21 protein-coding genes and 2 pseudogenes are annotated in these 26,388 nt (G+C 70.8%); 6 read left to right on the top strand and 17 right to left on the bottom strand.

What is annotated here, in order from left to right; all coding sequences use genetic code 11:
- Window positions 1-19 precede the first annotated feature (19 nt).
- Window positions 20-259, bottom strand: coding sequence for a hypothetical protein (locus tag ACQ614_RS00115; protein ID WP_431675977.1), 240 nt, complete (start codon window positions 257-259; stop codon window positions 20-22).
- Window positions 256-1,086: a helicase associated domain-containing protein gene (locus ACQ614_RS00110; RefSeq protein ID WP_431683789.1), complete on the bottom strand. Its 831-nt coding sequence runs from the start codon at window positions 1,084-1,086 to the stop codon at window positions 256-258. The genes ACQ614_RS00115 and ACQ614_RS00110 overlap by 4 nt, the downstream gene beginning before the upstream one ends.
- A 22-nt stretch (window positions 1,087-1,108) precedes the next feature.
- On the opposite strand from ACQ614_RS00110, the gene ACQ614_RS00105 reads away from it, so the two are divergent.
- Window positions 1,109-2,341, top strand: a complete 1,233-nt coding sequence (locus ACQ614_RS00105; protein ID WP_431675976.1) for a VWA domain-containing protein — start codon at window positions 1,109-1,111, stop codon at window positions 2,339-2,341.
- A 223-nt stretch (window positions 2,342-2,564) separates the two neighbouring features.
- Here ACQ614_RS00105 and ACQ614_RS00100 read toward each other — a convergent pair whose 3' ends face one another.
- A complete protein-coding gene (locus ACQ614_RS00100) occupies window positions 2,565-2,855 on the bottom strand; it encodes a helicase associated domain-containing protein (RefSeq protein WP_431675975.1) in 291 nt (96 codons plus the stop codon).
- 32 nt (window positions 2,856-2,887) lie between these two features.
- Window positions 2,888-3,013: a hypothetical protein gene (locus tag ACQ614_RS00095; RefSeq protein WP_431675974.1), complete on the bottom strand. Its 126-nt coding sequence runs from the start codon at window positions 3,011-3,013 to the stop codon at window positions 2,888-2,890.
- A 113-nt stretch (window positions 3,014-3,126) separates the two neighbouring features.
- Here ACQ614_RS00095 and ACQ614_RS00090 point away from each other — a divergent pair, with 113 nt between their 5' ends.
- From ACQ614_RS00090 to ACQ614_RS00075, 4 genes are all read left to right on the top strand, one after another.
- A complete protein-coding gene (locus ACQ614_RS00090; protein ID WP_431675973.1) occupies window positions 3,127-4,893 on the top strand; it encodes an RICIN domain-containing protein in 1,767 nt (588 codons plus the stop codon).
- 397 nt (window positions 4,894-5,290) lie between these two features.
- Window positions 5,291-5,686 (top strand): hypothetical protein, encoded by a 396-nt coding sequence (locus tag ACQ614_RS00085; RefSeq protein WP_344628124.1) that lies wholly within the window; start codon window positions 5,291-5,293, stop codon window positions 5,684-5,686.
- A 721-nt stretch (window positions 5,687-6,407) separates the two neighbouring features.
- Window positions 6,408-6,611, top strand: coding sequence for a cold-shock protein (locus ACQ614_RS00080; RefSeq protein ID WP_030918248.1), 204 nt, complete (start codon window positions 6,408-6,410; stop codon window positions 6,609-6,611).
- A gap of 371 nt (window positions 6,612-6,982) precedes the next feature.
- The gene (locus ACQ614_RS00075) at window positions 6,983-8,476 is read left to right on the top strand and encodes a DEAD/DEAH box helicase (protein WP_431675972.1); all 1,494 of its coding nucleotides are present in this window, start codon (window positions 6,983-6,985) and stop codon (window positions 8,474-8,476) included.
- A 174-nt stretch (window positions 8,477-8,650) separates the two neighbouring features.
- Here the strand turns inward: ACQ614_RS00075 and ACQ614_RS00070 are convergent.
- The 9 genes and pseudogenes from ACQ614_RS00070 to ACQ614_RS00030 all read right to left on the bottom strand — a co-directional run.
- Window positions 8,651-9,732, bottom strand: a protein-coding gene (locus ACQ614_RS00070) for an IS630 family transposase (protein WP_431676009.1) whose coding sequence is annotated in 2 segments (ribosomal slippage) — window positions 8,651-9,244 and window positions 9,247-9,732 — 1,080 coding nt in all. Because the reading frame shifts where the segments join, the coding sequence is not laid out codon by codon here.
- A gap of 146 nt (window positions 9,733-9,878) precedes the next feature.
- Window positions 9,879-10,718 (bottom strand): DEAD/DEAH box helicase family protein, encoded by an 840-nt coding sequence (locus ACQ614_RS00065; RefSeq protein ID WP_431675971.1) that lies wholly within the window; start codon window positions 10,716-10,718, stop codon window positions 9,879-9,881.
- Between the two features lie 556 nt (window positions 10,719-11,274).
- On the bottom strand, window positions 11,275-13,086 hold the full coding sequence (locus ACQ614_RS00060) for a tetratricopeptide repeat protein (protein ID WP_431675970.1): 1,812 nt from the start codon (window positions 13,084-13,086) through the stop codon (window positions 11,275-11,277).
- A 271-nt stretch (window positions 13,087-13,357) separates the two neighbouring features.
- Window positions 13,358-14,287, bottom strand: a complete 930-nt coding sequence (locus ACQ614_RS00055; protein ID WP_431675969.1) for a hypothetical protein — start codon at window positions 14,285-14,287, stop codon at window positions 13,358-13,360.
- A 188-nt stretch (window positions 14,288-14,475) separates the two neighbouring features.
- Window positions 14,476-15,744, bottom strand: a complete 1,269-nt coding sequence (locus ACQ614_RS00050) for a TniB family NTP-binding protein (RefSeq protein WP_431675968.1) — start codon at window positions 15,742-15,744, stop codon at window positions 14,476-14,478.
- Window positions 15,741-18,320 carry a transposase gene (locus tag ACQ614_RS00045; RefSeq protein WP_431675967.1) on the bottom strand — a complete coding sequence of 860 codons (2,580 nt, stop codon included), beginning with the start codon at window positions 18,318-18,320 and terminating at the stop codon, window positions 15,741-15,743. The genes ACQ614_RS00050 and ACQ614_RS00045 overlap by 4 nt, the downstream gene beginning before the upstream one ends.
- A 23-nt stretch (window positions 18,321-18,343) precedes the next feature.
- Window positions 18,344-18,649 carry a hypothetical protein gene (locus tag ACQ614_RS00040; RefSeq protein WP_431675966.1) on the bottom strand — a complete coding sequence of 102 codons (306 nt, stop codon included), beginning with the start codon at window positions 18,647-18,649 and terminating at the stop codon, window positions 18,344-18,346.
- A gap of 134 nt (window positions 18,650-18,783) precedes the next feature.
- Window positions 18,784-19,611, bottom strand: coding sequence for an IS21-like element helper ATPase IstB (gene istB / locus ACQ614_RS00035; protein WP_431675965.1), 828 nt, complete (start codon window positions 19,609-19,611; stop codon window positions 18,784-18,786).
- Between the two features lie 158 nt (window positions 19,612-19,769).
- Window positions 19,770-20,048: pseudogene (locus ACQ614_RS00030) on the bottom strand (Mu transposase domain-containing protein); the annotation flags it as partial.
- 687 nt (window positions 20,049-20,735) lie between these two features.
- On the opposite strand from ACQ614_RS00030, the gene ACQ614_RS00025 reads away from it, so the two are divergent.
- A complete protein-coding gene (locus ACQ614_RS00025) occupies window positions 20,736-20,867 on the top strand; it encodes a hypothetical protein (protein WP_431684124.1) in 132 nt (43 codons plus the stop codon).
- 81 nt (window positions 20,868-20,948) lie between these two features.
- Here ACQ614_RS00025 and ACQ614_RS00020 read toward each other — a convergent pair.
- The 4 genes and pseudogenes from ACQ614_RS00020 to ACQ614_RS00005 all read right to left on the bottom strand — a co-directional run.
- A pseudogene (locus ACQ614_RS00020) lies at window positions 20,949-20,993 on the bottom strand (hypothetical protein); the annotation flags it as partial.
- Window positions 20,994-21,094: 101 nt separating this feature from the next.
- A complete protein-coding gene (locus tag ACQ614_RS00015) occupies window positions 21,095-21,643 on the bottom strand; it encodes a TnsA-like heteromeric transposase endonuclease subunit (RefSeq protein ID WP_431675964.1) in 549 nt (182 codons plus the stop codon).
- 121 nt (window positions 21,644-21,764) lie between these two features.
- Complete coding sequence (locus ACQ614_RS00010) at window positions 21,765-23,168, bottom strand: DNA-binding protein (protein ID WP_431675963.1); 1,404 nt, start codon at window positions 23,166-23,168, stop codon at window positions 21,765-21,767.
- A gap of 69 nt (window positions 23,169-23,237) precedes the next feature.
- On the bottom strand, window positions 23,238-25,796 hold the full coding sequence (locus ACQ614_RS00005; RefSeq protein ID WP_431675962.1) for a Helicase associated domain protein: 2,559 nt from the start codon (window positions 25,794-25,796) through the stop codon (window positions 23,238-23,240).
- Between the last annotated feature and the right edge of the window lie 592 nt (window positions 25,797-26,388).

The raw sequence follows: 26,388 nt of genomic DNA, 5'->3' as shown, positions 1-26,388 counted from the left end.
TTCCGCCCGGACGCCGGGTCTACCAGTCGAGTGGCGGGCCGAGGTAGTCGTCGCCGTACACGTCCCCGGCACGCTCGTCGGGATCGAAGCGGCCGAACACCCGCGGCCGGTCGGTCCGGGGCATGCCCGCGTCGATGCAGGGGCCACGACGCACGGCCCGCTGCTGGGTGGCGTCCCACGGCTCGGGCAGGAGGTGCCCGCCGTGGCAACCCACGCCCCCGCAGCGCACGCCCGCCAAGCCCTCCCCGGGGCCGTTCACGCCCACTCCACGCCGTGCTCGACGAGCTGCGCCAGCTGGCCCGCGGTGAGCTTGGCGCGCCGTGCCTTCTGGTTGTTCAACCACGCACCCAGCCCCACGTGGACGACCTCGGTGCTCTCTTGGCCGCCGGGGCCGGCCACCGCGACCTCCAGGGGCTCCTTGTGCGGCCGCGGGACGCGGACGTGGCCCTCCCGTTCCACGAGCCGCGCCAGGGCGGCCAGGCCCCGGGCGAAGCGGTCCACACGGGACACCTCCGGCTTCGCCTCCGCCGCGACCAGCTCCTCGTCGGCCTCGATGCCGATCGCGGTCAGCAGGTCCTGCTGATCGGGCTCCAGGCCGGCCCAGCCAGCCCGCTGCGCCTTCATCCAGCGGCCGAGCTGCTCGCCGTCGAACACCGTCTCCTCCGGCAGCGCGGCCCAGTCGACCCGGCCGTCGGCCTCCAGCCACCACTGCCGCGCGGTGGCGTACGCCCGCTGCCAAGTGATCGGCCAAGTCGGGCACCAGATGGATCGATCTCCTCCAATGCCCGCCGCCGCTCGGGTGCCAGCGCTGTAGCCGCCTACCCATTCTGATCGGAAGGGTGGGTGCCAGCTGCGGGTGTCGCAGGTAGAGCGAGTGCTGGCTGCGGGCAATGCGCAGATCGTCCGTGGATGGTGCGTCTGATCCGGCCGCGGGTTCCCCGCCTGGGCTTCGGCTGACCGCGCCGTGGGCTGCGTACCTTCAGCGAGCGAAGTGCAGTTCAGGCCCGTGGCTATAGCCAGGTACTGCGAGCTGCCCGGATTACCTGCGCCAGCGGTAGTGGTCCGGGAAGACTTACCCCTGTACATAGTCAGACCAGGAGGGGTGCCTGTGAACTCGACGTTGGCCAAGGGCGAGAACACTTCACTGACGTCCGGCCCTGTCGCTCTCACGGTGACGCTCGCAGGGCCCGCGATCGACGTCTCGGCGCTCCTTCTTGGACCGGGCGGCAAGGTCCGCAGCGACAAGGACCTCGTGTTCTACAACCACCCCGCCCACGACGGTGTGAGCATCTCCGACCGCACCGTCACCGCGGACCTGCCCCGGATCCCTGCCGACGTCGCCGCCGTCGTGCTGGTTGCCAGCATCGACCCGCTGCAGCCCGGCGCCGTCTTCACCACCGCGCCCGGTCTCGCCATCGTGCAGCCCGGCTCGCCGCCGATTAGCTTCACTGCACCCGCCTTCGCAGGCAAGGAGACCGTGATTGTCTTGGCGGAGCTCTACCGCCGAGGGGAGGGCTGGAAGGTCCGCGCGGTCGGCCAGGGCTACGCTTCCGGGCTCGCCGGCCTAGCCACCGACTATGGCGTCGACGTCGACGACGAGCCCGCCGCGCAGCCCGCAGCAGCCATTCCAGCGTCTGTCCCCGCCCAGGCCGGCCCTGCCACGCAGACGGTCGGGGTCGATCTGGCCAAGGTGCAACATCAAGCCCCGGGCCTGCTGGAGCCAGCCCGGCAGGCCGGACAGGCTCTCGTGCACACCGGTATTGCCGGACGTAGGGCGGCCGTCTACCTGATTCTCGACCACGACTGGCACATGGAGGAGATGTACGAGTCCTTCGCGGTGCAGGCGTTCGCCGAGCGCGTCCTTGCACTCTCGGCCAACCTCGACGACGACGGCACGGTTCCCGTGATCTTCTCCAGTGGCCGGGAGCCGTTCCTCGAAGAGATCCGGCTCGACAACTACCGCGGCCGCATCGGTCAGCTTCACACCCAGGTCGACTGGGGATGGGGCAACGTGGCGGACGCCATGCGCAAGGCGGTTGGCCACTACCAGGAAGCCGGTGCCACCGATCCAGCTTTCGTGATCGTCCAGGTCGGCGACGAGCCCTGGGACAAAGCAGAGGTGCGAGCCCTACTGCAGAACAGCGCATCACTCGGCGTGTTCTGGCTGTTCGTCGGCTTCGGCCGCGGCAAGCTGGCCTTCTACAAGAACCTCAACGCCTCCGTCTCGGCGACCTTCACCAACGTCGCCTTCTACGATGCGAGCAAGAACCCAGGATCGGTACCCGGAGACAGGTTCTACACAGGCCTGGTCCATGCCTTCGGCACCTGGATGAAGCAGTAGCACCCCTCAGGACCACTTTGGCCACCCGAAAAGCGCTTCTGACACGTGCCGCGACCACCGTCGCCGTCAGCCGCGGAGTCTCGTGACTGTGCGGGGAGATCGAACTGGCCGTTGACAGTCTCGCCCCATCTCGCCGTGATGCGGCGACAGAACACCGTCGGCCGAACCCGAGACCTCCCGGGATCGACCGGCGGCACCCGCCGGAGGCGGTGCACCAAGCTGCCTACGCCCACTCCACGCCGTGCTCGGCGAGCTGCGCCAGCTGTCCCGGCGACAGCTTGGCGCGCCTCGCCTTCTGGTTGTTCAACCACGCACCCAGGCCCACGTGGACGACCTCGGTGCTCCTCTCGCCGCCGGGGCCGGCCACCGTGACCTCCAGCGGCTCCTTGTGCGGGTGTGGGACCCGGACGTGGCCCTCCCGACCGACGAACGCAGCGAGGGCCGCCAAGCCCTGGGCGAAGCGGTCTGCGCGGGAGGTCTTCGGCTTCGCCTCCGCCGCGGCCTTCGCCGCCACCAGCTCCGGATCCGCCTTGATGCCGATCGCGGTCAGCAGGTCCTGCTGGTTCGCCTCCAGGCCAGCCAGCCGCCGCGCTGTGCCCGCACCCAGCGGCCGAGCTGCTCGTCCTCGAACACCGTCTCCTCCGGCAGCTGCGCCCCAGTCGGCGAGATCATCACGCTCTGAAAAGAATCTTTTCGATCCGGGGCAACCTTTCCGGGGGCGGTGACAACTGGGGGATGTCCGGACAGGCGGTCCGGCCAGAGGCCCCGGCTGAAAGAGAGCAGACATGTCCCTCGCGCCAAGTCGCAGGAAGCGGCGCCTGTACCAGCGCCGGAGTTTCTGGGCGGCCGTCGGCCTGGCGGTCCTGGGCGGCTCGGTGGCCGTGGTCAGCACGGCCTCGGCGGGAACCGTGGACACCGACACCTGGTACACGCTGGTCAACCGCAGCACCGGCCAGTCGCTGGACGCCCTCGAGTACGCCACGTACGACGGCTCTCCGCTGGGGCAGTGGAGCCGCACCGGCGGGACCAACCAGCAGTGGAAGTTCATCGACTCCGGTGACGGGAACTACCGGCTGCAGAACCGGAACTCCGGCAAGGTGCTGGACGACTACGGCTGGTCGAAGACCGAAGGCTCCGGGCTGGTGCAGTGGCGCGACCTGAACGGCGCCAACCAGCAGTTCCACCTGGAGAAGTCGTCGGACGGCTACGTGCGTCTGATCAACCGCTTCAGCAATATGGCCGTCGAGGTCCCTGGTGGCTCCAAGACCAGCGGGGCCCATCTCGCCCAGTACCACGACTGGAACGGCCCCCAGCAGCAGTGGCAGCTCGTCCCGGTCGGCGGCGGCAACACGGGCGGCTCCGGCAGCACCGCCACGCCCACCAAGCCGGCTGGCAGCGCTCCGGCGAGCCAGGCCCCCAGCACCCGCCCGGCCTCGCCGCCGCCGGCGCCCCCGACCACCGGAGGCGGCAGCTCGGCGAAGACCCTCATGGGCAGCACCACGATGCTCATCGGCGGCGCGATGGAGGACTCCTCGGCGAGCGCCGCGCCGTTCGACGTGCGGTACGCCTACGTGCACAGCCAGCCCGCGCCCTCGTCGGACTACTACACGGCGGCCCGCTGCAATGCCGCGTGGTCGGGCTGGTGGGGCTGCTGGACCGGCAGCACTACGGCGCCCGGCACGTTCATCACCTACAAGGACGCCAATGCGACCAAGATGACCTACCAGGGCAAGTCGCGCCCGCAGAAGCAGCTCTGGACCTGGTACTCGCTGCGCGACCTCGGCGACGCGGCGGGCCAGGGCGACGGTCCGGGCGAGGTCCAGGCCATCAATCGGGCCGACCTGCTCACCCGCTACCTGAACGACTACCGCTTCTTCCTTCAGAAGATCGGCACCTCGCACGACATGATCGACCTCGAGCCCGACTTCTGGGGCTACGTCCGGTCGCTCGGCAACCCGCACCAGGTCGCCGCGCAGGTCAAGGCCGCGAATCCGACGGACTGCGGATCGCAGGAGAACAGCGCCGCCGGCCTGGCCCAATGCCTGATCTCGATGGGCCACAAGTACGCGCCGAACACCGGCATCGGCCTGCACCTCACCTGCTGGGACTGGCAGCAGAACACGCCGCAGTGCGTCAAGGACTACGCGGACCTCGGGGCGAAGAACGCCGACTTCCTGGTCACCGACGTCACCGACCGCGATGCGGGCTGGTACGCGCTGCCCGCCCACGGCAGCAAGAACACCTACTGGAACGACCAGAAGGGCTTCGCCGCGCTCGCCTTCTACAAGACGATGACCGAGTCCGTGGGCAAGCCGGTGGTCCTGTGGCAGGTCCCCCTGGGCAACATGGCGCAGAACAACACGCCCAACCACTACAAGGACGACAAGGTCGACTGGTTCTTCTCGCACCTGAGCCAGGCGGCGGACGCACACGTTGGCGGCATCCTGTTCGGCGCCGGCTGGCAGGAACAGACCACGCCCGAGACCGACGGCGGGAACCTGATCAACAAGACGATCGCCTACCGCAACGCGGGCGGCACGCCGCTCAAGTAGCCGGCAAGCGCACAAGCGCGAAAGCCCCAGGCCGCCGGCCTGGGGCTTTCGCCCGTCCCTGGGCCTTCGCCAGGCCCGGAGTCCTCCGTCAGTGGCCGCGACTTGGAGCAGGATTGTGGGTCGCCAGGGGCCGCCGGTTGGAGATGACCGGCGGTCCCGTACTACCGATTGACGAACACCAGGCCCCGCACTGCAGCGCCCCTGCGTCCACGACCCCAAGAAGCCGCCACCCGTGCGTTGGGTGGCGGCTTCCGGTGCTTTCTCAGGGCTGCAGCAGCCTATCGCCGGCCAGCCAGCCGGGCCGGGACGCCTCGCCTACCAGTCGAGTGGCGGGCCGAGGTAGTCGTCGCCGTACGCGTCGGCGGCGCGCTCGTCGGGCTCGGTAGACTGCAGGCACATGGACGGTGATCAGCAGCGGGACGAATGGCGGGCCACTCTGGCCCAGCAGGTCATCACCGACTGCCTTGGCCAATGGCTACGGTCGGCCAATGAGGCGGCGGTGGCCGCGGTCGGTTCTGAGCACGCCGCCGAGAGTTCGCGGCGGGCCCTGCAGGCCAGCGAACGGTTGACTCGCTGGCGTGAGCACGGCGACCTCGGCGGCGACACGGCCGCCCGGATCGCCGACGCGGTGGTGCAAAGGATGAAGGATGACGAGAGGGGCGTTCGGGCCGCGGAGAAGGCCGACGACTCATTTCCGTCCTTCGACAGCAGTTACCGGGCCGCGGCAACCTGCCAGTGGCTCCGCGACCAGGGCTATGAGATTCCCGTCTATCCCGAGGAGCCGGGTATGTGACCTGAATCCAGGTCGGTGGCCTGTTCGTGGACGCGCGGTCAGAGCGCCCGGAACGATCACCAGGACAGGGATTCCGTGCACGGCCCCGCTACCCGTCATGAGCACAGCCGGCGCCGCCGATCGCCGGTCCGCCTGACGGCGATGCCGAGGAACCAGGCTGAGCCGTCGGCCGTCACCGGAAGGAGTTCCGAACAAAATCGAGCAGTATGCGCCGGAAATGTGGAACCGGGGCTTTCCGGAGAATCGCATTCGCTGGAGCGGAACCCCGACCGCCACGGTCCACCTTCCGGTGGATGTAAACGGCGGTGCGCGGTGCAGCCGGCCCGTCCCGGGCTGCCGGGGCGACCGTCCCCGCCGACTGGCGGCCGCCCGCTGCGCGCCGCTCTGCGCCGGGCGCCTGTCCCCCCGGCTCGGTCTGATCCTGCGGCCATGCTGGGCAACTACCCTGGCGCGAATGCCTGTTGGCGGCTGTGGCGCCGCAGTGGTGCCGTCTTGCGGGCGGCGCCGACACGACCGGGGCGGAATATTCCACCGCCGCGCACTCGAGCCTGCTAGGCTCGTCGATAGTTGCAGTAGTGGTTCCCATGAACTTTGTGTGCGCCTGCTGATGTATCGCAGGCGCATTTTTGTTTCCCGGCTCTTCCCCGGGTGGGTGCTCATCGCGGCGACTCGAAGCCCGCGCGGTGCGTGCTTCGGACAGCCCCTTGAAGGAGATTTCTTTATGGCTAATGGCACTGTGAAGTGGTTCAACGCGGAAAAGGGCTTCGGCTTCATCGAGCAGGAGGGTGGCGGCCCCGACGTCTTCGCCCACTACTCGAACATCAACGCCAACGGCTTCCGCGAGCTGCTCGAGGGCCAGAAGGTCGAGTTCGACGTTACGCAGGGCCAGAAGGGCCCGCAGGCCGAGAACATTCGTCCGCTGTAGTTTTTCTGCCACGGCACCCGCCTAGCAGCGAGGGGCCCGCACCGCGTACATGATGCCCGGTGCGGGCCCCTCGACATTGCGCCACGACGCATTCCCCGGTCGTTCAGGCTCTCTGGCTCCGCCACCGGCGGCCATCCCCACGCGAGGCGCACAGCGCCGCGTGCGGATCGGCGCCCTACCGTGACATCTCACGGTTCGAGGTTCTTCGCTCCCGCCCTGTTCGGTGAGTGCCGACCGTAGGTGACGTGCCGCACGGTTCTACCGTCCACGCTCCACCCGTCGCATCTCTCGGCCCGTTCCCTTGCGGTCTCCGCCGGCGCCCCGCGTCACGGAGCCTTCCTCGTGACGTGCCGCCTAGGAAGGTTTCCCGCATGAACCGCTCCAGTCGCTCCTCGTACCAGAACGCCAACTCCCGCTCCGCCGGCGCCTACGGATCCCGCTCCGGCGGCAGCTCCTTCTACGGCGGCCGGCGAACCTCCGATCGCAACGCCCGTCAGGGCTCCTCCCCGCAGGGCGAGTTCGCGATGCCGGTGAGCACCACCCCGGCACTGCCGGCCGTCAAGTCCTTCGACGAACTGGACATTCCGAAGGTCCTGCTGTCGGAGCTGACCCGCCAAGGCGTCACCGAGCCGTTCCCGATCCAGGCCGCGACGCTGCCGAACTTGCTGGCCGGCCGCGACGTCCTCGGACGAGGCCGCACCGGCTCCGGCAAGACCATCGCGTTCGGCCTCGCCGCGCTGGCCCGCACCGCCGGACACCGCGCCGAGCCCCGCCGCCCGCTCGCCCTGGTGCTGGTCCCCACCCGTGAGCTCGCGCAGCAGGTCACCCAGGCTCTCACCCCCTACGCCCACGCGGTACGACTCCGCCTTGCGACCGTGGTGGGCGGGATGTCGATCGGCCGGCAGGCACAGGCGCTGAACCGCGGCGCGGAGGTCGTGGTAGCCACCCCCGGCCGACTCAAAGATCTGATCCAGCGCGGCGACTGCCAGCTGGACGGGGTCGCCGTCACGGTGCTCGACGAGGCCGACCAGATGGCCGACATGGGTTTCCTGCCGCAGGTCACCGAACTCCTGGAGCAGGTCGCCGAAGGCTGCCAGACGATGCTGTTCTCCGCCACCCTGGACCGCAACGTCGACCGCCTGGTGCGGCGCTTCCTCAAGGACCCGGTCACGCACTCGGTGGACCCGTCCACGGCGGCGGTCAGCACCATGGAGCACCACGTGCTGCACGTACAGAACTTCGACAAGAACGCCACGATCGCCCACATCGCGTCCCGCGACGGCAGGGTCATCATGTTCATCGACACCAAGCACGGCGCGGACCGCCTGGTGGAGGAACTGCTCGCCAACGGGGTCAAGGCCGCGGCCCTGCACGGCGGCAAGTCACAGCCCCAGCGCACCCGCACCCTGGAACAGTTCCGCACCGGCCAGGTCACGGCCCTGATCGCGACCAACGTCGCCGCCCGCGGCATTCACGTCGACGGGCTCGACCTGGTCGTCAACCTGGACCCGCCGAACGACCACAAGGACTACCTCCACCGGGGTGGACGCACCGCCCGGGCCGGCGAGTCCGGCACCGTCGTCACCCTCGTCCTGCCCAATCAGCGCCGCGAGATGGCCCGCATGATGACCACGGCCGCCATCACCCCCGTCACCACCAGGGTCAGCGCCGGCGATGAGAACCTGGCCCGCATCACCGGCGCCCGCGTACCCGCCGGCATCCCCACCGTGATCGCCGACCCCGTCGTCGAGCGGCCGCGCCGCAGCCCGTCCACGCGCCGCGGCCGCCGCGCCTATGCCGGCCGTAACCCGCAAACCGCCAACGGCTCCCGCAGCACGGCCCCCGGGCGCCTCGCCGCCGCATAGCACTCTCCGTGTAGCAGCTGCCGGGCCCGGCTCGCCGTGCGGACCGGGCCCGCGCGGTTCGCCGGCCGGCGACACCGGCTGCCCGCGACGGCCGCACGCGGAGTCCGTCAGCAGTGCCGCGGCCCGCTCCGGCGGACCACACCTGCCGTTCCCACCGTTACTGACCTTGGCGCTTCAAGGTGATGGCGGTGGGAGGTCGAGAGAGAGTCCGGTCCCGGTGAGGAAGCCATCGAGGATGTCGGAGCGGTATTGCAGTCGCTTGAGGCGGTTCCGGACGAGGGCTTCGAGTCGGTCGAGGGCAACGCTGGTGAGGTTCGCCAGGCTTCGTTTGACGTGGGCCCACAGGTACTCGACCGCGTTCAGCTCGGGTGCGTATGCGGGTAGGACGAACACCGTCAGCCAGTCCCGTGCGCCGATCAGGTCGCGCATGGCATGGGAGACGTGGGTGTTCAGCCGGTCCCACACCAGCACGATCGGTGCCCTGACCAGCTGGTGCACCCCGTCGATCAGGCTGATGTAGTCGTGCTCGGACAGGCTGCGGCGCTCGCCCTTGCGACCGCTGTGTCGCAGGACGCGGTGGCACAGCCGGGTTCGCGAGCCCGGTCGCATCGCGAGCAGCCCGGCGACCGAGATCCGCCCGGAGCCGCGGCCGCAGACCTTCACTACCGGAGTGCTGCCACGTCGTCCCCATGTACGTGCTGTGGGCGGTCTGCGGGTGAACCCGGCTTCGTCCTCGAAGCAGAGCCATCCGTCGCAGGCCGCCCGGGCGCTTTTACCTCTGCCCACGTCGCCTCCCTCCACGCGGCCACGGCCTGCTCGTCGCGTTCCGCGGCCCGCCGCACGGGGACCTGCGGAGTGAAGCCGAGCCGGCGCATCAGACGGGTGGCCCCCGAGACGCTGTAGGAGACATGGAACTTGCGGCCGATCAGCGTCGCCACCCGCGCACCGGTCCACATCTGGTCCTGGTCCCAGCCGTGAACGGCCGGCCCCTGCTCAAGGTATTCGGCCAGCTTCTCCTGACACCGCGCCGACAGCTTGCACCGCTGCCCACCCGGCCCCCGTGAAGCCAGCGCCCCGGCCCCGTCCTCCCGCCAGGCCTGGTGCCACTGGTAGACCGATTTCGCGGTCACCCGCAGCCTGCGAGCCACCTCCCTCGGCGGGACCCCGTCTTCGAACAACCCGGCGGCCTCCAGCCGCACCGACTCGCGGTACTGACGTGCCTTCGCCGTCAGACCGCCCCCATCCGCATAGCGCATACCAACGGCATAGCGCGCAGATGACCGCCGGTCAGCTACGCAAACAGGCCAATCACCTTGAAGCGCCAAGGTCAGTAGCGCCCGGGCTTCGGCCACCATGTGGTGGAAGGACAGCACCCGGCTCAGGTCCCACTTGGCGCAGGCGGTCAGCAGCGCGGTCTGCAGGGCCGCCAGCCGGGCCCCGCGGTACTCCACCGACTCTCGTGCGCACCACGCTGCTCCAGGCCCTGGAGGACGGGATCGGAGACGTCCACGCACACGATCCGGTACGGGGCAATCACCCCGTCCGAAATCGCGGTCCCCAGCGGGTAGTCGTGGGCGACCGGGCCGAACAGCGCCTCGTCGTCCATGGACGCGATCAGCTCGGCCGACTCGATCCCGACCGTCTGCGCCCGCAGCCGATCCGTCTCCTTCACCGCCCACAGCCGCGGCGTGGCCGTCATGAACAACCGCCGGTCACACGGAATCCGCGCGTTGTCCAGGATCGCCGCCCACGGCCGCCCAGCCTGACCACTGACCCGGTGCGCCTCGTCCACCACCGCCAGCGACCACGCCGGAAGGCCGGCCTCGTGCGCCCGCTCCAGGTGCCCCAGGCCCAGCGAGGCGTAGGTGGCGAACACCGTCACCCGCCCCGGCCCGGCCGTCCACTCCACCAGCTCCGCCGGATCGGTGGTGCACCGAAGGCCCACCGGCTGCTCGTTGCCAGCCAGGGAGCACAGCCCGACCATCTGGCCGCCGCGCCCCTCCCGCTGCCAGACCTCGACCGTCTGCTCCAGCAGCGGCAGCGAGGGCACGATCACCAGCGTCCGCTCCGCATGGAGCCGGGAGGCGACGTGCACGGCCGTCAGCGACTTGCCCGAACCCGTCGCCGCCCGGATCTGGCACCGCAGCCCCTCCGGCGCCACCAGACCCGACGCGGGCAGCGTCAGAAGTCGTACGGCCGAATCGCACGCCTCTTCCTGGTGCGGACGAAGCTTTTTCATCATGACGGCGATTTCCCTTCCCCGGAAATTATGCGACGCAGAGACGAACCAAAACCGAGCCTCTTTGAACAGACCCAGCTATTCGGTGAACCCCAGGACGTGATCCCACTGGAGCCTGGCCTGGCGTAGATCAGTCCACGCCGCGCCCCAGTGTCGGGAGCCCCGCCCCTGGGTGCGGATCAACAGCATCAAGGCCACTATCCTGGCCTCCAGTACGTTCAGCTCCTGTGAAGGTGCACCTATCTGTCGTGGGGTTGCGGCGGTTTTTTGTCGTGAGGGTGTGGGGGTGTTTTTGCTGGTCAGTGGTGGTGTCCCGGCTGGCGGTGCGTCAGTTTGATGCGGTTTTTGGCGTCATCGAGATGAAGTTCCTGCTGGTCGGGTTCGTGCGGTTTCCCATGCCCTGCCCACCGCCTGCGCCCGCAAGAAGGCCGCCAAGCACGGCCCACTGGTCGTCCAGTCATTCGCAGGTGGTACGGGGAGAGTCGGACTCAGCGGTCCTGCGCCCATGTCAGAGCCATCTTGGCGCTTCCGCCCACCTGCATCCTCCCGGACTGACCGGCTACTCGTCTGTCTTCTCCAGCGCCTTCACCGCTTCGTTTTCGGCGCCGGCCCTGCGGTACGCCGCAGCCGACGCCTCACGCACACCCCGCACCTCGCCCGCCGGGCGGCCGGCCGCGAGCAACGAGTCGGCAAGCTCGTCCGACGCCTCCCCCAACCGGTACTGGTCACCCAGCCCCTCGAACAGGGCCACAGCCCGCTCACCGGCCTCGACCGCCGCCTCGACCTCACCCCGCCCCCACAGCGCTGCGCCGAGGTTGGTCCAGGCGGAGGCTTCGCGGTGCTGGTCGCCGAGGTTCCGGAATTGGGTGAGGGCGGTGCGGTGGGCGTGTTCGGCCTCCTGGTAGCGCCGCAGCGCCTGCAGCGCGAGGCCGAGGTTGTCCCAGGCGATGGCTTCGCGGTGCTGGTTGCCGAGGTTCTGGTAGAGGCGAAGGGCGGTGCGGTGGGCGTGTTCGGCTTCCTCGAAGCGCTGCAGCTGCCACAGCGCTGCGCCGAGGTTGTCCCAGGCGATGGCTTCGCGGTGCTGGTCGCCGAGGTTCCGGAATTGGGTGAGGGCGGTGCGGTGGGCGTGTTCGGCTTCCTCGAAGCGCTGCAGCTGCCACAGCGCGAGGCCGAGGTTGTCCCAGGCGATGGCTTCGCGGTGGGCGTGTTCGGCTTCCACGAAGCGCCACAGCGCCCGCAGCGTGCCGCCGAGGTTGTTCCAGGCGTTGGCCTCGCCGGCCGGGTTGTGGGTGTCGCGTGCCGCGCTGAGGGCGGTCTGGGCGACGTCCAGGTGGTCCTCGAGGCGGCGGCGCAGGCCGAGGTAGTGGCCGAGGTAGGCGGGGAGGGCTTGGGCGATGTCGTGGTGGTCGGCGGTGTGGGCGGCGTGGACGGCGGCGACGAGGTTGGGGTGTTCCGCGTCCAGCCAGGCCAGCGCGTCCGTTCGGCTCGCGAACCGCCGCCCCAGCCCGGCCTTGGCATCGGCCGGGTTCAGGTGCGCGTCCGCGTCCCGTGCGGTGAGGGTGTAGTGCTCCAGGAGCCGGCGCAGGGCGGTGGCGGTGTGGGCGGAGTGCTGGGCGGCTTGTTCGGTGGCGTAGGCGCGGACGAGGTCGTGCATGCGCCAGCGTCCGGTATCGGGGTCCTGGCGGATGAGGCTGGCCCTGGACAGGGCGACGAGCCGGGCGCGGACGTCTTTGAGCTTGCCGACGGCGGTGAACGCGGTGGCGGTGTCGGTGGACAGGTCGGGGCCGGGGTTGACGGCCAGGAGGCGGAACAGCTCGGCGTGGATGGGGGCCAGCCGCCGGTAGGAGCGCTCCAGGACGGCCCGCACCGCCCGGTCACCGTCTTCTAGCAGGTCGAGCCGTGCGCCGAGGTCCTGCAGGTCCTCGGCGAGCCGGCCGGGCTTGAGGGCGCGGTCGGCGGTGAGCTGGGCGGTGGCGATCCGCAGGGCGAGGGGCAGGTGCCCGCACAGGTCGGCGACTTTGGCCGCCCCGTCGGGGTCGGCGGCGATCCGCTCGTCCTTGGGGAGGGTCAGGCGCAGCGCGGTGTCCATGAGGGTGACGGCGCGCTTGGGGGTGAGGACGTCGAGGTCAACCAGGCGGGCGCCGAGGGTGGTGGCGAAGTCGTCGCGGGAGGTGATCAGCAGCCGGTGCGGGCCGCCGGCGGGGGTCAGGTGCTGGACCTGTGCGGCGGTGGAGGCGTTGTCGGCGAGGACCAGGACGCGCTCGCCGGCCCGGGTGCGGGCGGCGAGCTGGGCGCGGTAGAGGGCTGCGCGCTGGTCGAGGTCGGTCGGGATCTGCTCGGGATTCGTGCCGAGGTGACTGTGACTGACCATTGGATCGGTGGTGGGTGTTGGTTCTGGTCTGGGGTGTTGTGGTTGGGATGGGGCGTTGTCGGGGTTGTTCGGGTCGGTGTCTCGCGGTTCCTTGATCGTTTTCTGTGGGGTGTGGCCGTGTTGCGGGCTTCTGGGCTGGGGGTCTTGGTGATGGGCCGGGAATCGCGGGTTGTGTGAGATGTTCTGGGACTTCTCGCTGGTCTACCGGGAGCCCGATAGGTGGGTTGGGGCGTCGGCGTGGGCTGCCGGGGTGTTTGCCGTTGCAGCTGTTTCAGTCTGTGGTGGGGGTGTGGTGGATCCAGGTCCACAGGAGGTCGCGGGGTGGGGGTGTGAGGCGGGCGATGCCGAGGCGGTGGGCGGTGTGGCGGCAGAACGCAGTGATCGCGGGATGCGGTGCGGGTGCGGTGCCTTGCCGGGCCTGCCGGGGGAGGCGTGCGGTGGCCAGGGCGCGGGCGAGGACGATCGTTTCGGGGTAGGTGACGAGGCTGCGCGCGTGCAGGGCCCAGGACTTTCCGGCCGGTGTCGCGTGGGGGTTGGTGTCCGCCAGGCGTTGGAGGCGGTGTTGCCAGCGGGTGGCCAGGACGCTCTGCTGGTCGTACCAGCGGGTGGTGATGGCCATGGCCCAGCTGGTGGCGTTGGCGGCGTCCGGGTGGCGCAGCAGGTACTGGTGGTCGCGTTGGGCCTGGCGGAGTTCGGGCAGGGCGGCGGTGGTCAGGTGGTTGTCCGCATCCAGGCTCCAGTGCCGGTGGCGCGGGCACAGGGCCTGGTGGGCGGGCGGGTGGATGTGGGCGCGGCTGGTGGCTCCTCGGGTGTGGCGCAGGGTGCAGGCGGGACATGCCAGGACGGGCTGTTCGCCGGGCTCGAGCAGTTGCCAGGCGCCGGCGGGTGACGGTGGCGCGTCGGGTGCTGCCGCGCTGCGAGCGCTGGTGCCGGTGTGGTGGGAGAGGGGCCGGGTACGGTCGTCGGCCAGGTGCGGGAGGGCCCGGCCGAGGTCCCTGAGCGGGGTGCGGGCGAAGACCGCCAGACGCTGCTGCGCCGCGGTGTCGAGGCGGAGCTCGGCGGTGCCGGCACCGCCGCGGCTGCTTCGAGGGTGGGTGAGAGTGATGCCGAGGCCGTCCAGGAGGTGGGCAGTGGTGGTCCGGTAGGCGTGGGCGAGGCGGTCCAGGTAGGAAGCGGTGCTCTCGTGAGGGATCGGCCGCACCCGCACAGCTCCGGCCGTCGGCGGGTGGACTGGGCAGAGTGGCCGCGGTGTACGGGGCCCTGCCGGGACCGGCCGAGGACTGGTGGTCGCGGTGCTGCCGCCGGGGTGCGCGGATGCTGCGAGAGCTTCCAGAAACAGGGCACCGGGCCCGGGCGGCCTGACGGGGCGGGCCATCCGACGGGGCATCATCAGGTACGCCGGGCGGGCGTGGTGGCGCGTGGGCTCCGGCGGACTGGGGTGCGGGGCCGGTAGTGCTCTTCGGCGAGGTGGTCCAGGGCGATGGCGTCCAAGCTGGCGCGGGTGATTTTCTCGCTTTGGTCGAGGATGGCGGTGATCGCGGCCCGCCGCAGGAGGCGGGAGAGGCTGCCGATGCGTCCGGCGGTGCGCTCGTGCAGGTAGGGGGCCAGACGCACGAGGCTGCCGGGGCGGTGGTGCTGCAGGTCGAGGGCGTTCTCCATCGCGGCGACCGTCTCGCGAAAGGGCCGGATCAGCACCGTGCTCCTCCCGCCCCCGCCCTCGTCGGCGCTGTGGCTGCTGTCGGCACCATCTGAGCTGCTCCCGCCTCGTCCCCGCCGGGTGCCGCCCTCGCCGCCCGCCGGCCCCTCGCTGTCGCCACTTCGACCAGCACCGGGGCTGCCGCCGTCGCTGCTTCGGCCCCGTGCCGTGGCGCCGACACCGGGCCCCGTGACGCTGGTGCCCGCTGCGACGATGCTGGCGCGGGCCACCACGGGCAGGGGGTCGCAGTCGATCAGCCCCGCGCGGCCGGCGAGTTGGGCACCGGCCGTCCCAGTGAACAGCGCGGTGGCGGTCACGTCGATACCCGCGTACACGAACGTCGCCGAGATCCGCTCCGTGAGGTCCTTGAGGAAGTCGGCCGCCTCCGCCCCCGTGCTGGTGCGCGGGTTGAGGCGGTGGATCTCGTCGATCATCACCAGCCGCACCCCAGCGGTGTTGTACGTGTGGCATACGGATGCGGCGATCTGGGCCTGGGTCATGCGGGCGGAGACGGGGATGCCGAGGTAGCGGGCGAACTCCAGCGCCAGGGCTTTGGCGCTGGCCCCGGGCGGCACCAACAGATAGGCGACGGGAACCCGGCTCACGCCATGGCCGGCCCGCGCCTGCTCGGCCAGGTGACAGGTGCGCCCGACCTCCAGCAGCGTGGTGGTCTTGCCCGTGGTCGGCGGCCCGGTGACGATCAGCGAGGGCCTCGCGGTCGCCTGCTGGTAGCGCCCGAGCGCCATCAGGGTCCGCACCTCCAGCAGCGTCCTGACGACGGCGGGGGTGCGCACGGTCACGAACCGGGAGTGGTAGGCCAGGCGCTCCTCCACGCTGCGCGGCGGATCACCGGGCACGGGCGGCACCAAGGGCGGGTCGTCGGCGAAGCGACGGAACAGCTCCCACGTGGTCGGGGAAGCATCCCGGTCCTGCCCAGCCTGCTCGGCAGGATTGTCGTTCACCACAGCTCTGCCTCCTTGCGGGCGTCGTACAGGGCGAACCCGCCCTCTTCCTCGTCGGCCCAGGCCGCGTCACCGCCCAGGTCCTCGTCGTCCCCGTCCTCGTCGAGGTCGTCCAGGCTCTCCTCACCCGGCCAGCCCGCCCACGCCGAGCCGACGGTGCTGTCGGGGCCGCGCGAGCCCGACGGCGACACGGCCCGCGCCCCTGCAGGCCTCGGCCGCCCGCCCAGCGGCACCTCCGCGGCCTGCTCGCAGTCGCCGCTCCTCTCACCAGGAGCCGCAGGAGGCGGCCCGGCAGGGCAGCCGCCGGCAGCTGATCGCTCGACCAGGTCCGCGTCGCCGCGCTGCGCCCCAGAGCCCAGAGAAGGCTGCCCGGTACCGGCGTCGTCAGGCCAGGGCATTCCACCCGGGGCACCAGGCCGCGCGCTCTGATTCGGGCCGCCGTCGGCACCGCTATCGGCCTCGGGCCTCAGCCGTTGCCCCGGGGCGCCGTGCTGCGTCCCGGAGCCTGGGTAGGACTGCCCGCTGGACCTGCTGGACCCGCTGGAGGCGGTGTCCTCTTCGGTCCGGCCCTGGCGCAGACCCCGTTCCTCGCTGCGGGTTCCTTCCAGACCCGGCGCCGCACCCAGACCTTGGTGCACAGCCGGGCCCGGGGCCGAGGCTGGGTCCGCATCGGGGTCGTGGGGGAGTGCCAGGGGTGCTTGGCGGGAGGCGAGGTACCGCTCGCGGGTACTGGCCTGACCGGTGCGGACCCTGAAGAGCAGATCGTCGAGGGCTTGGGCGAGATCGGCCTCGTGCCGCTCCCGGCTGCCCCGGCGCTCCACCGTCTCCTTCAGGTGCTGCCACAGGTCATCGCCCAGCGGGCGGCGGATGTACTCGCCGTGGATCCACGGCACCGCCGTGAACTGCCCATCCGGTAGACGGACCCAGACCTGCCGCAGGTCGTGCGGGTTGTGATGGACCTCCCACCGCCCCCGCTGCGCACTCACACCGGAAAACTGGCCCCGGAGCGGGTTCAAGCAGTGGTGGTCGTAGGTGCGGTGGTCGATACGGATACCCCGCTCAGTGATCGACTTCCACACCACCGGCAGCAGTTCCACGTAGTCGGTCCCGCTCAGCGGCACCGGGACGTGGCCGCAGGTGCCCAGCAGCGCGCCCCACATCTCGTTCGGGGACAGCGCGACGGCCGGCATCGACGGATGCCGTAGTCCCTCGTGCGGCCGGTTCTGCCACTCGGTGGTGATCCACTCATCCAGCAGGTCCTGCAGCTGCGCCACGCTCCACAGGGCCTCGCTCTCGGCGCGAGCTCCGCGCCGGGCCGGGCTGGCGCCGGTGTGGCCGGCGACGTGCTGGCAGAACAGGCTGTTGACCGACCCGAAGGTGCGCTCGACGGGGCCCTTAGCGGCGGGCTGGCGCGGGGGAGCGGGCTGCACGCTGATACCCAGCGTCTGGGCGGCGGCCAAGAACGCCTCGGAGACGAACACCCGCCCGCGGTCGACGACCACCGTCTCGGGCACCGCCACCGGCCGCGCCGCCACGTCCCGCAGCCGTTCGTCGGCGTCGACCAAAAGGTCGTAGGGCACCGGCGCCCTCGACATCTCCAGCACCCGCGGCCAGGCCGGCCGCACCGGGTGCGGGGCAGCCATCTCGGCCAGCAGCAGCGCGGCGTCCACGCCCTTGGTGCTGGCCGGGCGCAGGACGGCGGCCAGGATCGAGCGGGACGCGACGTCGAGGGCGATCGTCAGCTCGGGCCGGCCGGTGGTCCCGTTGTCGAAGACCGCGAAGACGTCCAGGCGGGTGGTGTCGAGCATGACCTGTTCCCCGGGCCGCAGGACCCGGGTCGGACGGAAGGGGCGGGCGGGTCTGCTGGCGGTGCGGGCCGGGCTGCCGGACCGCTCACCCGGATCGGCCAGCACGCTCACCAGCCGGTAGAACGTCGCCATCGGCGGCACACGCACGCTGCCGGGCCCGTGCCGTTCCTCCAACACCTGCGCGGTCAGCTGCCGCAGCCCCTTGACGGTGCCCTTGGAGCGGCCACGCTGGCGCCGCATCGCCTCCAGGACCGCCGCCACCACCCGCTCGTCCGCGCGCCCGGTCGGGCTGTAGGTACGGGTGGAGCGGTGGTCGACCAGCCCCCACAGGCCCTTCTTGCGGTACTCCAGGCGCATGCGCTGCACCGTGGTGCGTGAGATCCTCCCGAACCCGACCGCGGTCAGCTCCTGTGCCTTGGCCAGCTCGCGCTGGGCCAGGGTGCGGGTGGCCGGGTCGTACTCCGGCCTCGGCTCCCGCCCGAGCTCGCCTGCCACCTCGAGCCGCCCGGTCTCCACCTCCCGGATGTGGCGCTGCCAGGCCAGGGCCCGCTCCTGCTCGCGCAGCGGCACCGTCGCGAACAGCCCCCACTGCGGCACCATCGCAGGAGTCTCGCCGACCAGGGCGAAGTCGTCGGCGGCGAACAGGTAGTTCGCCAGCAGCGTCGCCGCGCATCCCTGTTCATCGATCAGCCGTACCTGCTGCCCGAGCACGCCGACGACCTGCCAGGTCCGTCCCTCGAAGACCACGTGCGCGCCCACCGCCAGCACCGGCCGACTCCCCGCCGCCCGGCTCACCACCCCACCCCCGCACCCGCGTTCACGCCACCGCCGCTGCCACCGGCCTTGCCACTGCCGGCCTGGCCGTCGTCGACAGCCCCAGCCTCGAAACCAACCCCGACACCAGCAGCAGACCCCGGCGCGGGAGCAGCCCAGGCCGGGCCCGGGCTGACGAGCGTCCCGCCGTGCAGCGGCCGGTCCAGCGCCGCCCGCAGCCGGTGCGCCCACAACGCGTGATAGACCACCGGCAGCACCACCAGCGGATTGCCCACCGCCCGCACCCCCTCCACCAGCGGCCGCGGACACGAGAACGCCTCCAACACCGCCTCCTCCACCGACGCTGCGCCGCGAAAGCGCGGATGCCGGTACCCGGCCAGTGTCGGCGGCGGCTGAATTCGGGCCGGTATCGACGGTTCAGTTGTGGGCCAGCCGCGGTCTCGCTGGATGGTGTGTGTCAGTCGTTGTCGTTCATGGGGACGTGCCCGAGTTCCCGCCCCCGCATGCGGTAGGACTCGCCTTTGAGGGAGTGGACCTCGGCGTGGTGGACGAGCCGGTCGATCATGGCCGCGGCGACGGTCTCGTCACCGAAGACCTCTCCCCAGCGCCCGAAGGGCTTGTTCGAGGTGACGATCACGCTCGCCCTCTCGTATCTGTTCGAGATCAGCTGGAAGAACAGGTTCGCGGCCTCCGGTTCGAAGGGGATGTAGCCCACTTCATCGACCACGATCAGTGGGTAACGGCCGAGCTTGACCAGTTCGTCCTGGAGCCGGTCGGCCTGGTGGGCGGCGGCCAGGCGGTCGACCCACTGGGCGGCGGTGGCGAACGCGACCCGGTGGCCGGCCTGGCAGGCCCGGACGGCGAGTCCGGTGGCCAGGTGTGTCTTGCCGGTGCCCGGCGGGCCGAGGAAGACGACGTTCTCGCGGGCGGTTATGAAGTCCAGTGTGCCCAGATGAGCGAGTTGTTGGCGCGTTATGCCCCGCAGGTGGGATGCGTCGATCTCCTCGATGGTCTTGACCGAGGGGAAGCGGGCGGCCCGGATGCGTTGCTCGCCGCCGTGGCTGTCGCGGGCGGAGACCTCGCGTTGCAGACAGGCGACGAGGTATTCGAGGTGGGTCCAGGACTCGGTGCGGGCGCGCTCCGCCAGGCGCTCGGCGGCGTCCAGCAAAGCGGGCGCCTTCATCGCGCGGGAGAGGAAGGCCAGGTCGGCGGTGGTCTGTCGGCCGGTTTGGGCCGCCGGTGTGTCGGTGGCGGTTGTGGCGTTGGGAGCGGAGGTGCGGGCCATCAGGTGTCCTCCTTTCCGGCGCCGCCCTCGATGAGGGTGAAGATGCGGTCGTAGGAGCCGAGCTGGCGTTGTTCGACCTCGATGCCCAGGTCGTCGAGTGCGAGGGCGGTCAGGCCGCGGGCCTGGGCGCGGGAGGCGCGCTGGTGGATTGCCTGGCCGCGAAGGGTTTCGGCCGCGGCGGCGTGCTCGGGGTCGGTGATGGTCTGGTGCCGGGCCCAGCAGCGGCCGTGGCGGGCGACGACCTCGCCGGTGCGGGTGGTCGCGACGATCTCCTCGGTGTCGGCCCGGACGGTGATCTGCTTCCCGATCGCGCAGGGATGGACGGAGTAGTCGCAGGTGTCGACACGGATGTAGTGGTCGCGGCCGAGCCGAGTGGTCTGGGGCCACCAGTTGGGCGGGGCGACCGGTGGCAGGGTGAGCATCGCGGACCGGTCGGCCTCCCAGCGTTCGGCGGGGCGGCAGCCGATCATGCGGTGGTGCCGGCGGTTGGCGACTTGCAGCCAGGCGGTGAGCTGAGTGTTGAAGTCGTGGCAGGGTGAGCATCGCGGACCGGTCGGCCTCCCAGCGTTCGGCGGGGCGGCAGCCGATCATGCGGTGGTGCCGGCGGTTGGCGACTTGCAGCCAGGCGGTGAGCTGAGTGTTGAAGTCCCCTGGCCCGGCGAACGTGCGGCCGGGCAGGAAACTGGTCTCCAGGTAGCCGTTCACCCGCTCCACCAGGCCTTTCGCCTCCGGGTCGCGGGGGCGGCAGAGGTGGATGCGGATCGCGAGCAGGCCCGCGAATGCGGCGAACTCCGACGTCAACTTGCCCCGGCCGACGCCGCTCTCGTTGTCCCAAACGAGGGTCTTGGGGACGGCGCCCCAACCGGTCAGCAGCCGCCAGTGCCCGTCGATCAGGTCGGTCGGCAGTGGTCCGGGACGGCAGCATCCGTGCGGTGATCACCCTGGAGTAGCCGGACACGATCACGAGCACCGGCGGGCGTCCCGTCTGCCCGTAGCCCAGCGGGATGTCGGCCGGCGGGAACCACAGATCGCACTGGGCGAGCTCACCTGGCTGGTAGACCGTCCGCGAGACGGGATCCACGGGAAGGTAGCCGGGCCGCAGTTCGCGCACGCGTTCCTTGAGGATGGTCAGCCCGCGTGTCCAGCCGATCCGCTCGGCGATCACCGTGGCCGGCATCGTCGGCGTCTGCTTCAGCAGCTCGCGGATGGCCGGCTCGAAGACGTCGACCGCCGATCCCTTCAGCGGGCGCTGGTAGACCGGCGGCCGGTCCGAGGCCGGCCCGTGCCACGGTGCCCCGGGAGATCCCCAACTGCCGGGCCACGGCCCGCGCCGACAGACCCTCGGCCCGGTGCAGCCGACGGATCTCAGCCCAGTCCTCCACCCCGATCACCTCTTTCCTCCTGACTCCCGTACCAGTGAAGTCAGGATGATCAAGAGATCACGCAGTGACCCGCTTTTGATCCGCCGTCCGTGGTCCTCGTTTCACCCGTCGCCGACAGCCAGCCACCGCACATTGCCCACCACCACCGGATCCGGCGCCCGCAGCCGCCGGTACACCCACCCCACCCGCGCACACGCCTGCCCCACCGCCGAAGCCGCCCGCTGAGCCGCCACCCCGCCAGCCTCTGCAGAACCGGGGCAGTCGGCCAGCAACGCCGTCCCGTCCGCGTACCGGGCGAACACCTGCGGCACCCAGGAGCGCACCCGGCCGTCCCCTTCGCGCCACAGCACCCGCACCGGCCGCCCGGCCAGCCCCACCACCTGCAGGTCACGGTCCAGCAGCATCAACTGCACGACCATGGCCGCCGATCCGTGCGCCACATGCCCACCGGTCGTGGCCGACCACCACCAGCCCGGCCCCCACCGCTTCCCAGGAACCAGCGGAAACCCGGATACCGGCCGCAGCTCCTCGAACCGCACCCGCGCCGCCGCCCGCTCCCACCGCTCCTGCTCAAGACCCCCGCCGACGGCGAAGACCGCCTCGAAGCTCCCAGCCGCAACAGCCGGCCCGGGCACACTCATATCCGCCATGACGGCCAGTCAAGTACGTGAGAACGCCGCAGATAGAGCGGGACAGCCACCACCCCACCCGCACGGGCGACGCCCCGCCGAAACCACCCCGCCAAGCCCCGCCACCGTGCTACCGCCGCCCTCAGCCGTACCGCTCCTCCAAGCCCGCCCGGTGCCGCACGACACCCCGCGAGAGCTCTTCCGCGGACGTGCCCGCCCACGCGCTCAAGCTGTCCAGCGGAACACCCGCGTGGTGCGCCGCGCTCGCGACCGCGACGACGGCCTCATCGAGAGCGGCGACACTCTGCCGCAGTCCGCCGATAAGCTCCCGGGCTGCGACAGCCAGGGCCGCAGTGTCGTGCACGTCCAGCCGGCCCACCAGATCGGCGGCCTCACGGACCTTCTCGCCGATCCACGCGCGCTCCTCCCGGGGCACGCTGGCACGCCAGCCGATGCTGCCGTCCGCGCGCTGCGCCATGGTCCTCAACTGTGCAGCCACGGAGACCGGCTGCTCCTCGCGCGGGAGCCACCACGGATCCACGCCCCGCTCGCCGACCTGCCCGACGCCCCGGTGCCGGCGCACCACCGCGCCCCGCCACCTGACCAGAGCACCACTGTCGGCAACCGCGTCCACCTCGCCCAGCCACGGTCGGCCGAGCCTGCGCCCCAGCTCCCGGGCGAACTCACCGTCCCCCGGGAAGGGACGCACGCGCTCGCCGCCGCTGTCACGCCACACCGCCTCCGTAACCACCGGATCGACCAAGGCCTCGGCCAAGGCGACGACCTCAGGGAAGAGCACCGCCTCACGCGCCACCACCCGCCACCACCAAAACCCCTCGCCCGATCCCGCGTCCCCGCCGGCCAGCACGTGAAGACGAGCCGGCCACAACCGCTCCGGCTCCCACCCGAGCGCCAGCTCCCACCACTGGCACACCACCGCCCACGCCACCGAGAACACCGCCGACGGCTCCACCCCAACCGCCATCGCCCGCCCAGCCACCACCGGCCACCGCCGCTGCGCCACCGCGATCTCCGGACAGTCCGCGATGTCGAGGTGCTCCAGGCCATGGCCGTCACCCGCGCCCAACAGCCACCGCCCATGCCGCGGGCAGACCCGCTGCCACCTCTCGCGGTACCGCGCGGCCGCCACGTCCTGACCAGTTCGCCCAGCCGTGCACAGCCGGCACGCGTACGCGACCGGACCATGGACTGCCCCACCCAGTTGCCACCGAGCCTGAGGCCGCCCGCCTGGCGACACATGAGCGAAGGCTCCTGGCCCGGCCGACCAGGCAGGCAGCGCCTGCTCCAGGCTGCGTCGGTCAGCGCGGCACACCGCGACCAGCAGGTCTTGGCCGGCGGGGTCCAGGAGGACCTCGGCGTCGGGGCGAACCCCACTGACCCCGGGAGAGCGCGGCGGCTGGTTCTTCCACTCCCACGATGCCCGCAGCTCAGCCACCGGCACGCCGTACCGCTCAGCGACCCGTCCCATCAACGACCAGACCGTCTCACCGGCCAGCGGAGCCACACCGAAGATCCCAGAACCCATGACCCCAGCCTTCCGAACAACAGCCACCGTCAAGGGTGAAGCGGGCCGACCACCGCCCATCCGTGTCGCCTACACCCCCTCCACCGCCCACTCGACGCCGAGCGCAGCGAGCTGCGCGAGCTGCTCCGTACTCAGCTTGGCCCGCCGCGCCTTGGTGTTGTTCGTCCAAGCGCCCAGTGACAGGCCATCAGGGCTCTTGTAGGTGCGAGCGGGCCGGGCGTGGCCATGCTCCCGGACGAACTCCGCCAAGGCGGCCAAGTGGAGCTGGAACCGGTCGGAGCGGGAGACCTTCGGCTTCGTGTCGGCGGCGGCCTTCGCGGCCACCAGCTCCAGGTCCGCTTCGATGCCGATCGCGGCCAGCAGCTCCTGCTGCTCGCCTTCCAGACCGGGCAGGCCGGCCCGCTGCGCCACCACCCACCTGCCGAGCTGCTCGCCCTCGAACACCGTCGACTCCGGCAGCCGCGCCCAGTCGACCTGGCCGTCGGACTCCAGCCACCACTGCCGCGCCACGCCGTAGGCGCGCTGCCAAGTGATCGGCCAGGTGGGGCACCACCACGGGTCGACCTCCTCCAGGGAACGGCGCCGCTCCGGCGCCAGAGCGCCCGGCTCGCCCACCGGGACCTGCGCCGCGGCCCGCAGCTCCGCCAGCCAGGTCCCGATCGCATACCCGCCAACGGAGGCCCGCGCCGGCGCCGCGAGCGACCCGCCGTGGTCCTTCGCCCACACCTTCGCCCAGTCCAGGCCAGCCTCGAACCGCGCGTCCGAGACGGACCAGATCATCCCGAACCCATCCAGCTGCGCCACCCGCCATGACGCCAGTTCACCGGCCGCATTCTCCACCCGCCGGTCCGACAACCACCGCCCCAACGGGTAATTCTGGTTCTCTCCAACGAGCGCCGAATAAGGGACGTCGAGATGCCCGTGCTCCTTGTACCAATTCCGCACGTGGCCGATCGCCTCACGCCACAACTGCGTCTCGCTCGTCAGGACGCGGGAGGCGATGAACAGGGCCAGCACGTCGTCCCCGGGGTCACTCTCGAACCTCACCGGCAGCGTGAACGCCCCCGCACCCCCGGAACCCCCATCAGCACCCTGACCAGGAGCGTAGACCGCCTCCGCGCTGCGCCCGGTGGTGCGCTTGCCCCCCTTCTGCGGCACCGCCAGGGCCTCGACCATGCGGGTGTCGTGCGAGCGTAGCGCGGTCAGGATCTTGACGAGCCCGCCGTAGCTGTCCGACTCCAGAATGTCCCCTGGATTCTCCACTGGCTTGAGAAATACCGGCACGATGAGGCTCGCCATCTTCTTCTCACCGGGCTTCAACCTCAAGGCCCGGCCGACGGCCTGAACGATATCCACCATGCTGCCCCGGCCGAGAATCAGAATCGAGTCTGCATTCGGAATATCGACACCCTCGGCAGCGATCTTGCACTGGGACAGCACCCGATACGAAAGGCCGTCATCTTCCTCGGTCAGCCCGAACTCCCCGATGACCCCCTCCCGAAAATCCAGCGAATGCTCACCAGAGAGCCACTGAGACCAGACCTCCTCCGCGTATTTCCCCGGATCCTGGAGATGAAGTCGCTCCACCGCCTGATTCAGCGTCTCCGAGAAATACCGGGCCTCGATCGTGCGGTTGTGAAAGGTGATAGTGCGCTTGAGCCCCCGTTCGGCGGCGACCTTGAGCAGCCCGGCCTGCATCGCGGCCAGCTGCTCGGCCGGCACCTCATCCTCGCTCCCATCCACCGCCTCACCCACCCCAGCACCCCACGGCACCGGCTGCGCCCTGGCGGCGTCGCGATCGATGCGGGGGTCACGGAGTTCCAGCACCACCACCTCGAACGGCGCCAGCAACTCCTTCTCGATCGACTCCGCCAGGCCCAGGGAGTACACGTGCGGCCCGAAGACCCGCGTGTCGTCCATCGACACCGCCAGCTCCTCCGGCAGCGGCTGGTGCGCGTCCTGACGGGGCTTGAGCACCCGGCTCGGCGGCGCCCAGATCCGCGGCGTGGCGGTCATATAGCAGCGGCGCGCGGCCGGGATCTCCACCTGGTCGTGCACCACCGTCCAGGACTTCTCCACGCTGCCGGAGGACCGGTGTGCCTCATCGCAGACCATCAGGTCCAGCTCAGGCAGCACCTCGCCCTTGGTTCGGGCCCAGTAGAAGTAGGCCTCGGCCACCGCACCCACCGAGGCGTAGGTAGCAAACAGCGTCAACGGCCGCCGGCCAGAAGACGCCTTCGCGATCCAGCTCCCGATCACCAGGCCATTGGTCGAGGCCATCACCCCGGAGGGGAGCTCGTCCTGCACCAGGGAGCAGATGGCCTGCATGTCCCCGGCCCGCCCGGCCGCCCGCCACGACCCGATCATTTGGGTCAAGAGGTTCAACGTTGGCACCACCACCAGGACCACGCCGCGGGGCACCAGCCGCTGCGCGGCGAAGGCGCCCACGTAGCTCTTCCCGGTGCCCGTGGCCATCTGCACCGTCACCCGCAGACCGCTCGGGGCCGACTGCCCCGGACGCAGCGTCAGGCCCCGCACGATGGCCGCCACGGCCTCCTCCTGGTGCCCCCGCAGCGCGATGCCCTTGGAGGCCTCCACGGCCAGCAGACCCGGCTTTACAGCACCCACGGACTTTCTCCCCTCACCTGAACTCACGAACCCGCACACCGCACCGAACGGGATTCCCTGGCACCGCGATCCTGATACATTCACCAGCCGGAGACCCGAGAGTCCAAGGCCGGGTAATCCAATTTACTTTCACGCCCGAATATCAGCCGAATACCCGAACCGTCAGAAAGGCTCACTAGGGCGGACTTGGAGGGGCGTCACGGCAGGATCAGGTGACAGGCTATCTCTGATACACTCTGGCTCGCTACTCACCCAGCCAAGGTAGCGCACCCTGATGCTCCATGGGGTTGAAGAATTGAAGTAGACCGCGGTCTAGACCAATCTGACGAGAGTGAAGCCGACCCGCACGCGCCCCGGGAGCCCGTTCCTCCCCCTAGCCAGCCCCACCCCACCTCAGCCGATAGCCCTGCTCAACGGCTTGAGCAGGGCTCAGCCACACAGGCCGCCGAAGCGAAGCGGAGCGGCCCGGGAGGGGAGCGAAGCGGACCGACCAGGCCCGGCGGAGCCGGGCCGGCCTGACCGAAGGTCAGGCCGCGGACACGCGGAGCGGGTCCGCCGATCGCCCGAAGGGCGATCGCGAACGGAGGGCCGA

The organism is Kitasatospora dryopteridis (assembly GCF_050749075.1).
Classification (GTDB): Bacteria; Actinomycetota; Actinomycetes; order Streptomycetales; family Streptomycetaceae; genus Kitasatospora.
Note: the sequence above shows the minus strand (reverse complement) of the source record. Positions and strands in the feature narration are given on the sequence as shown.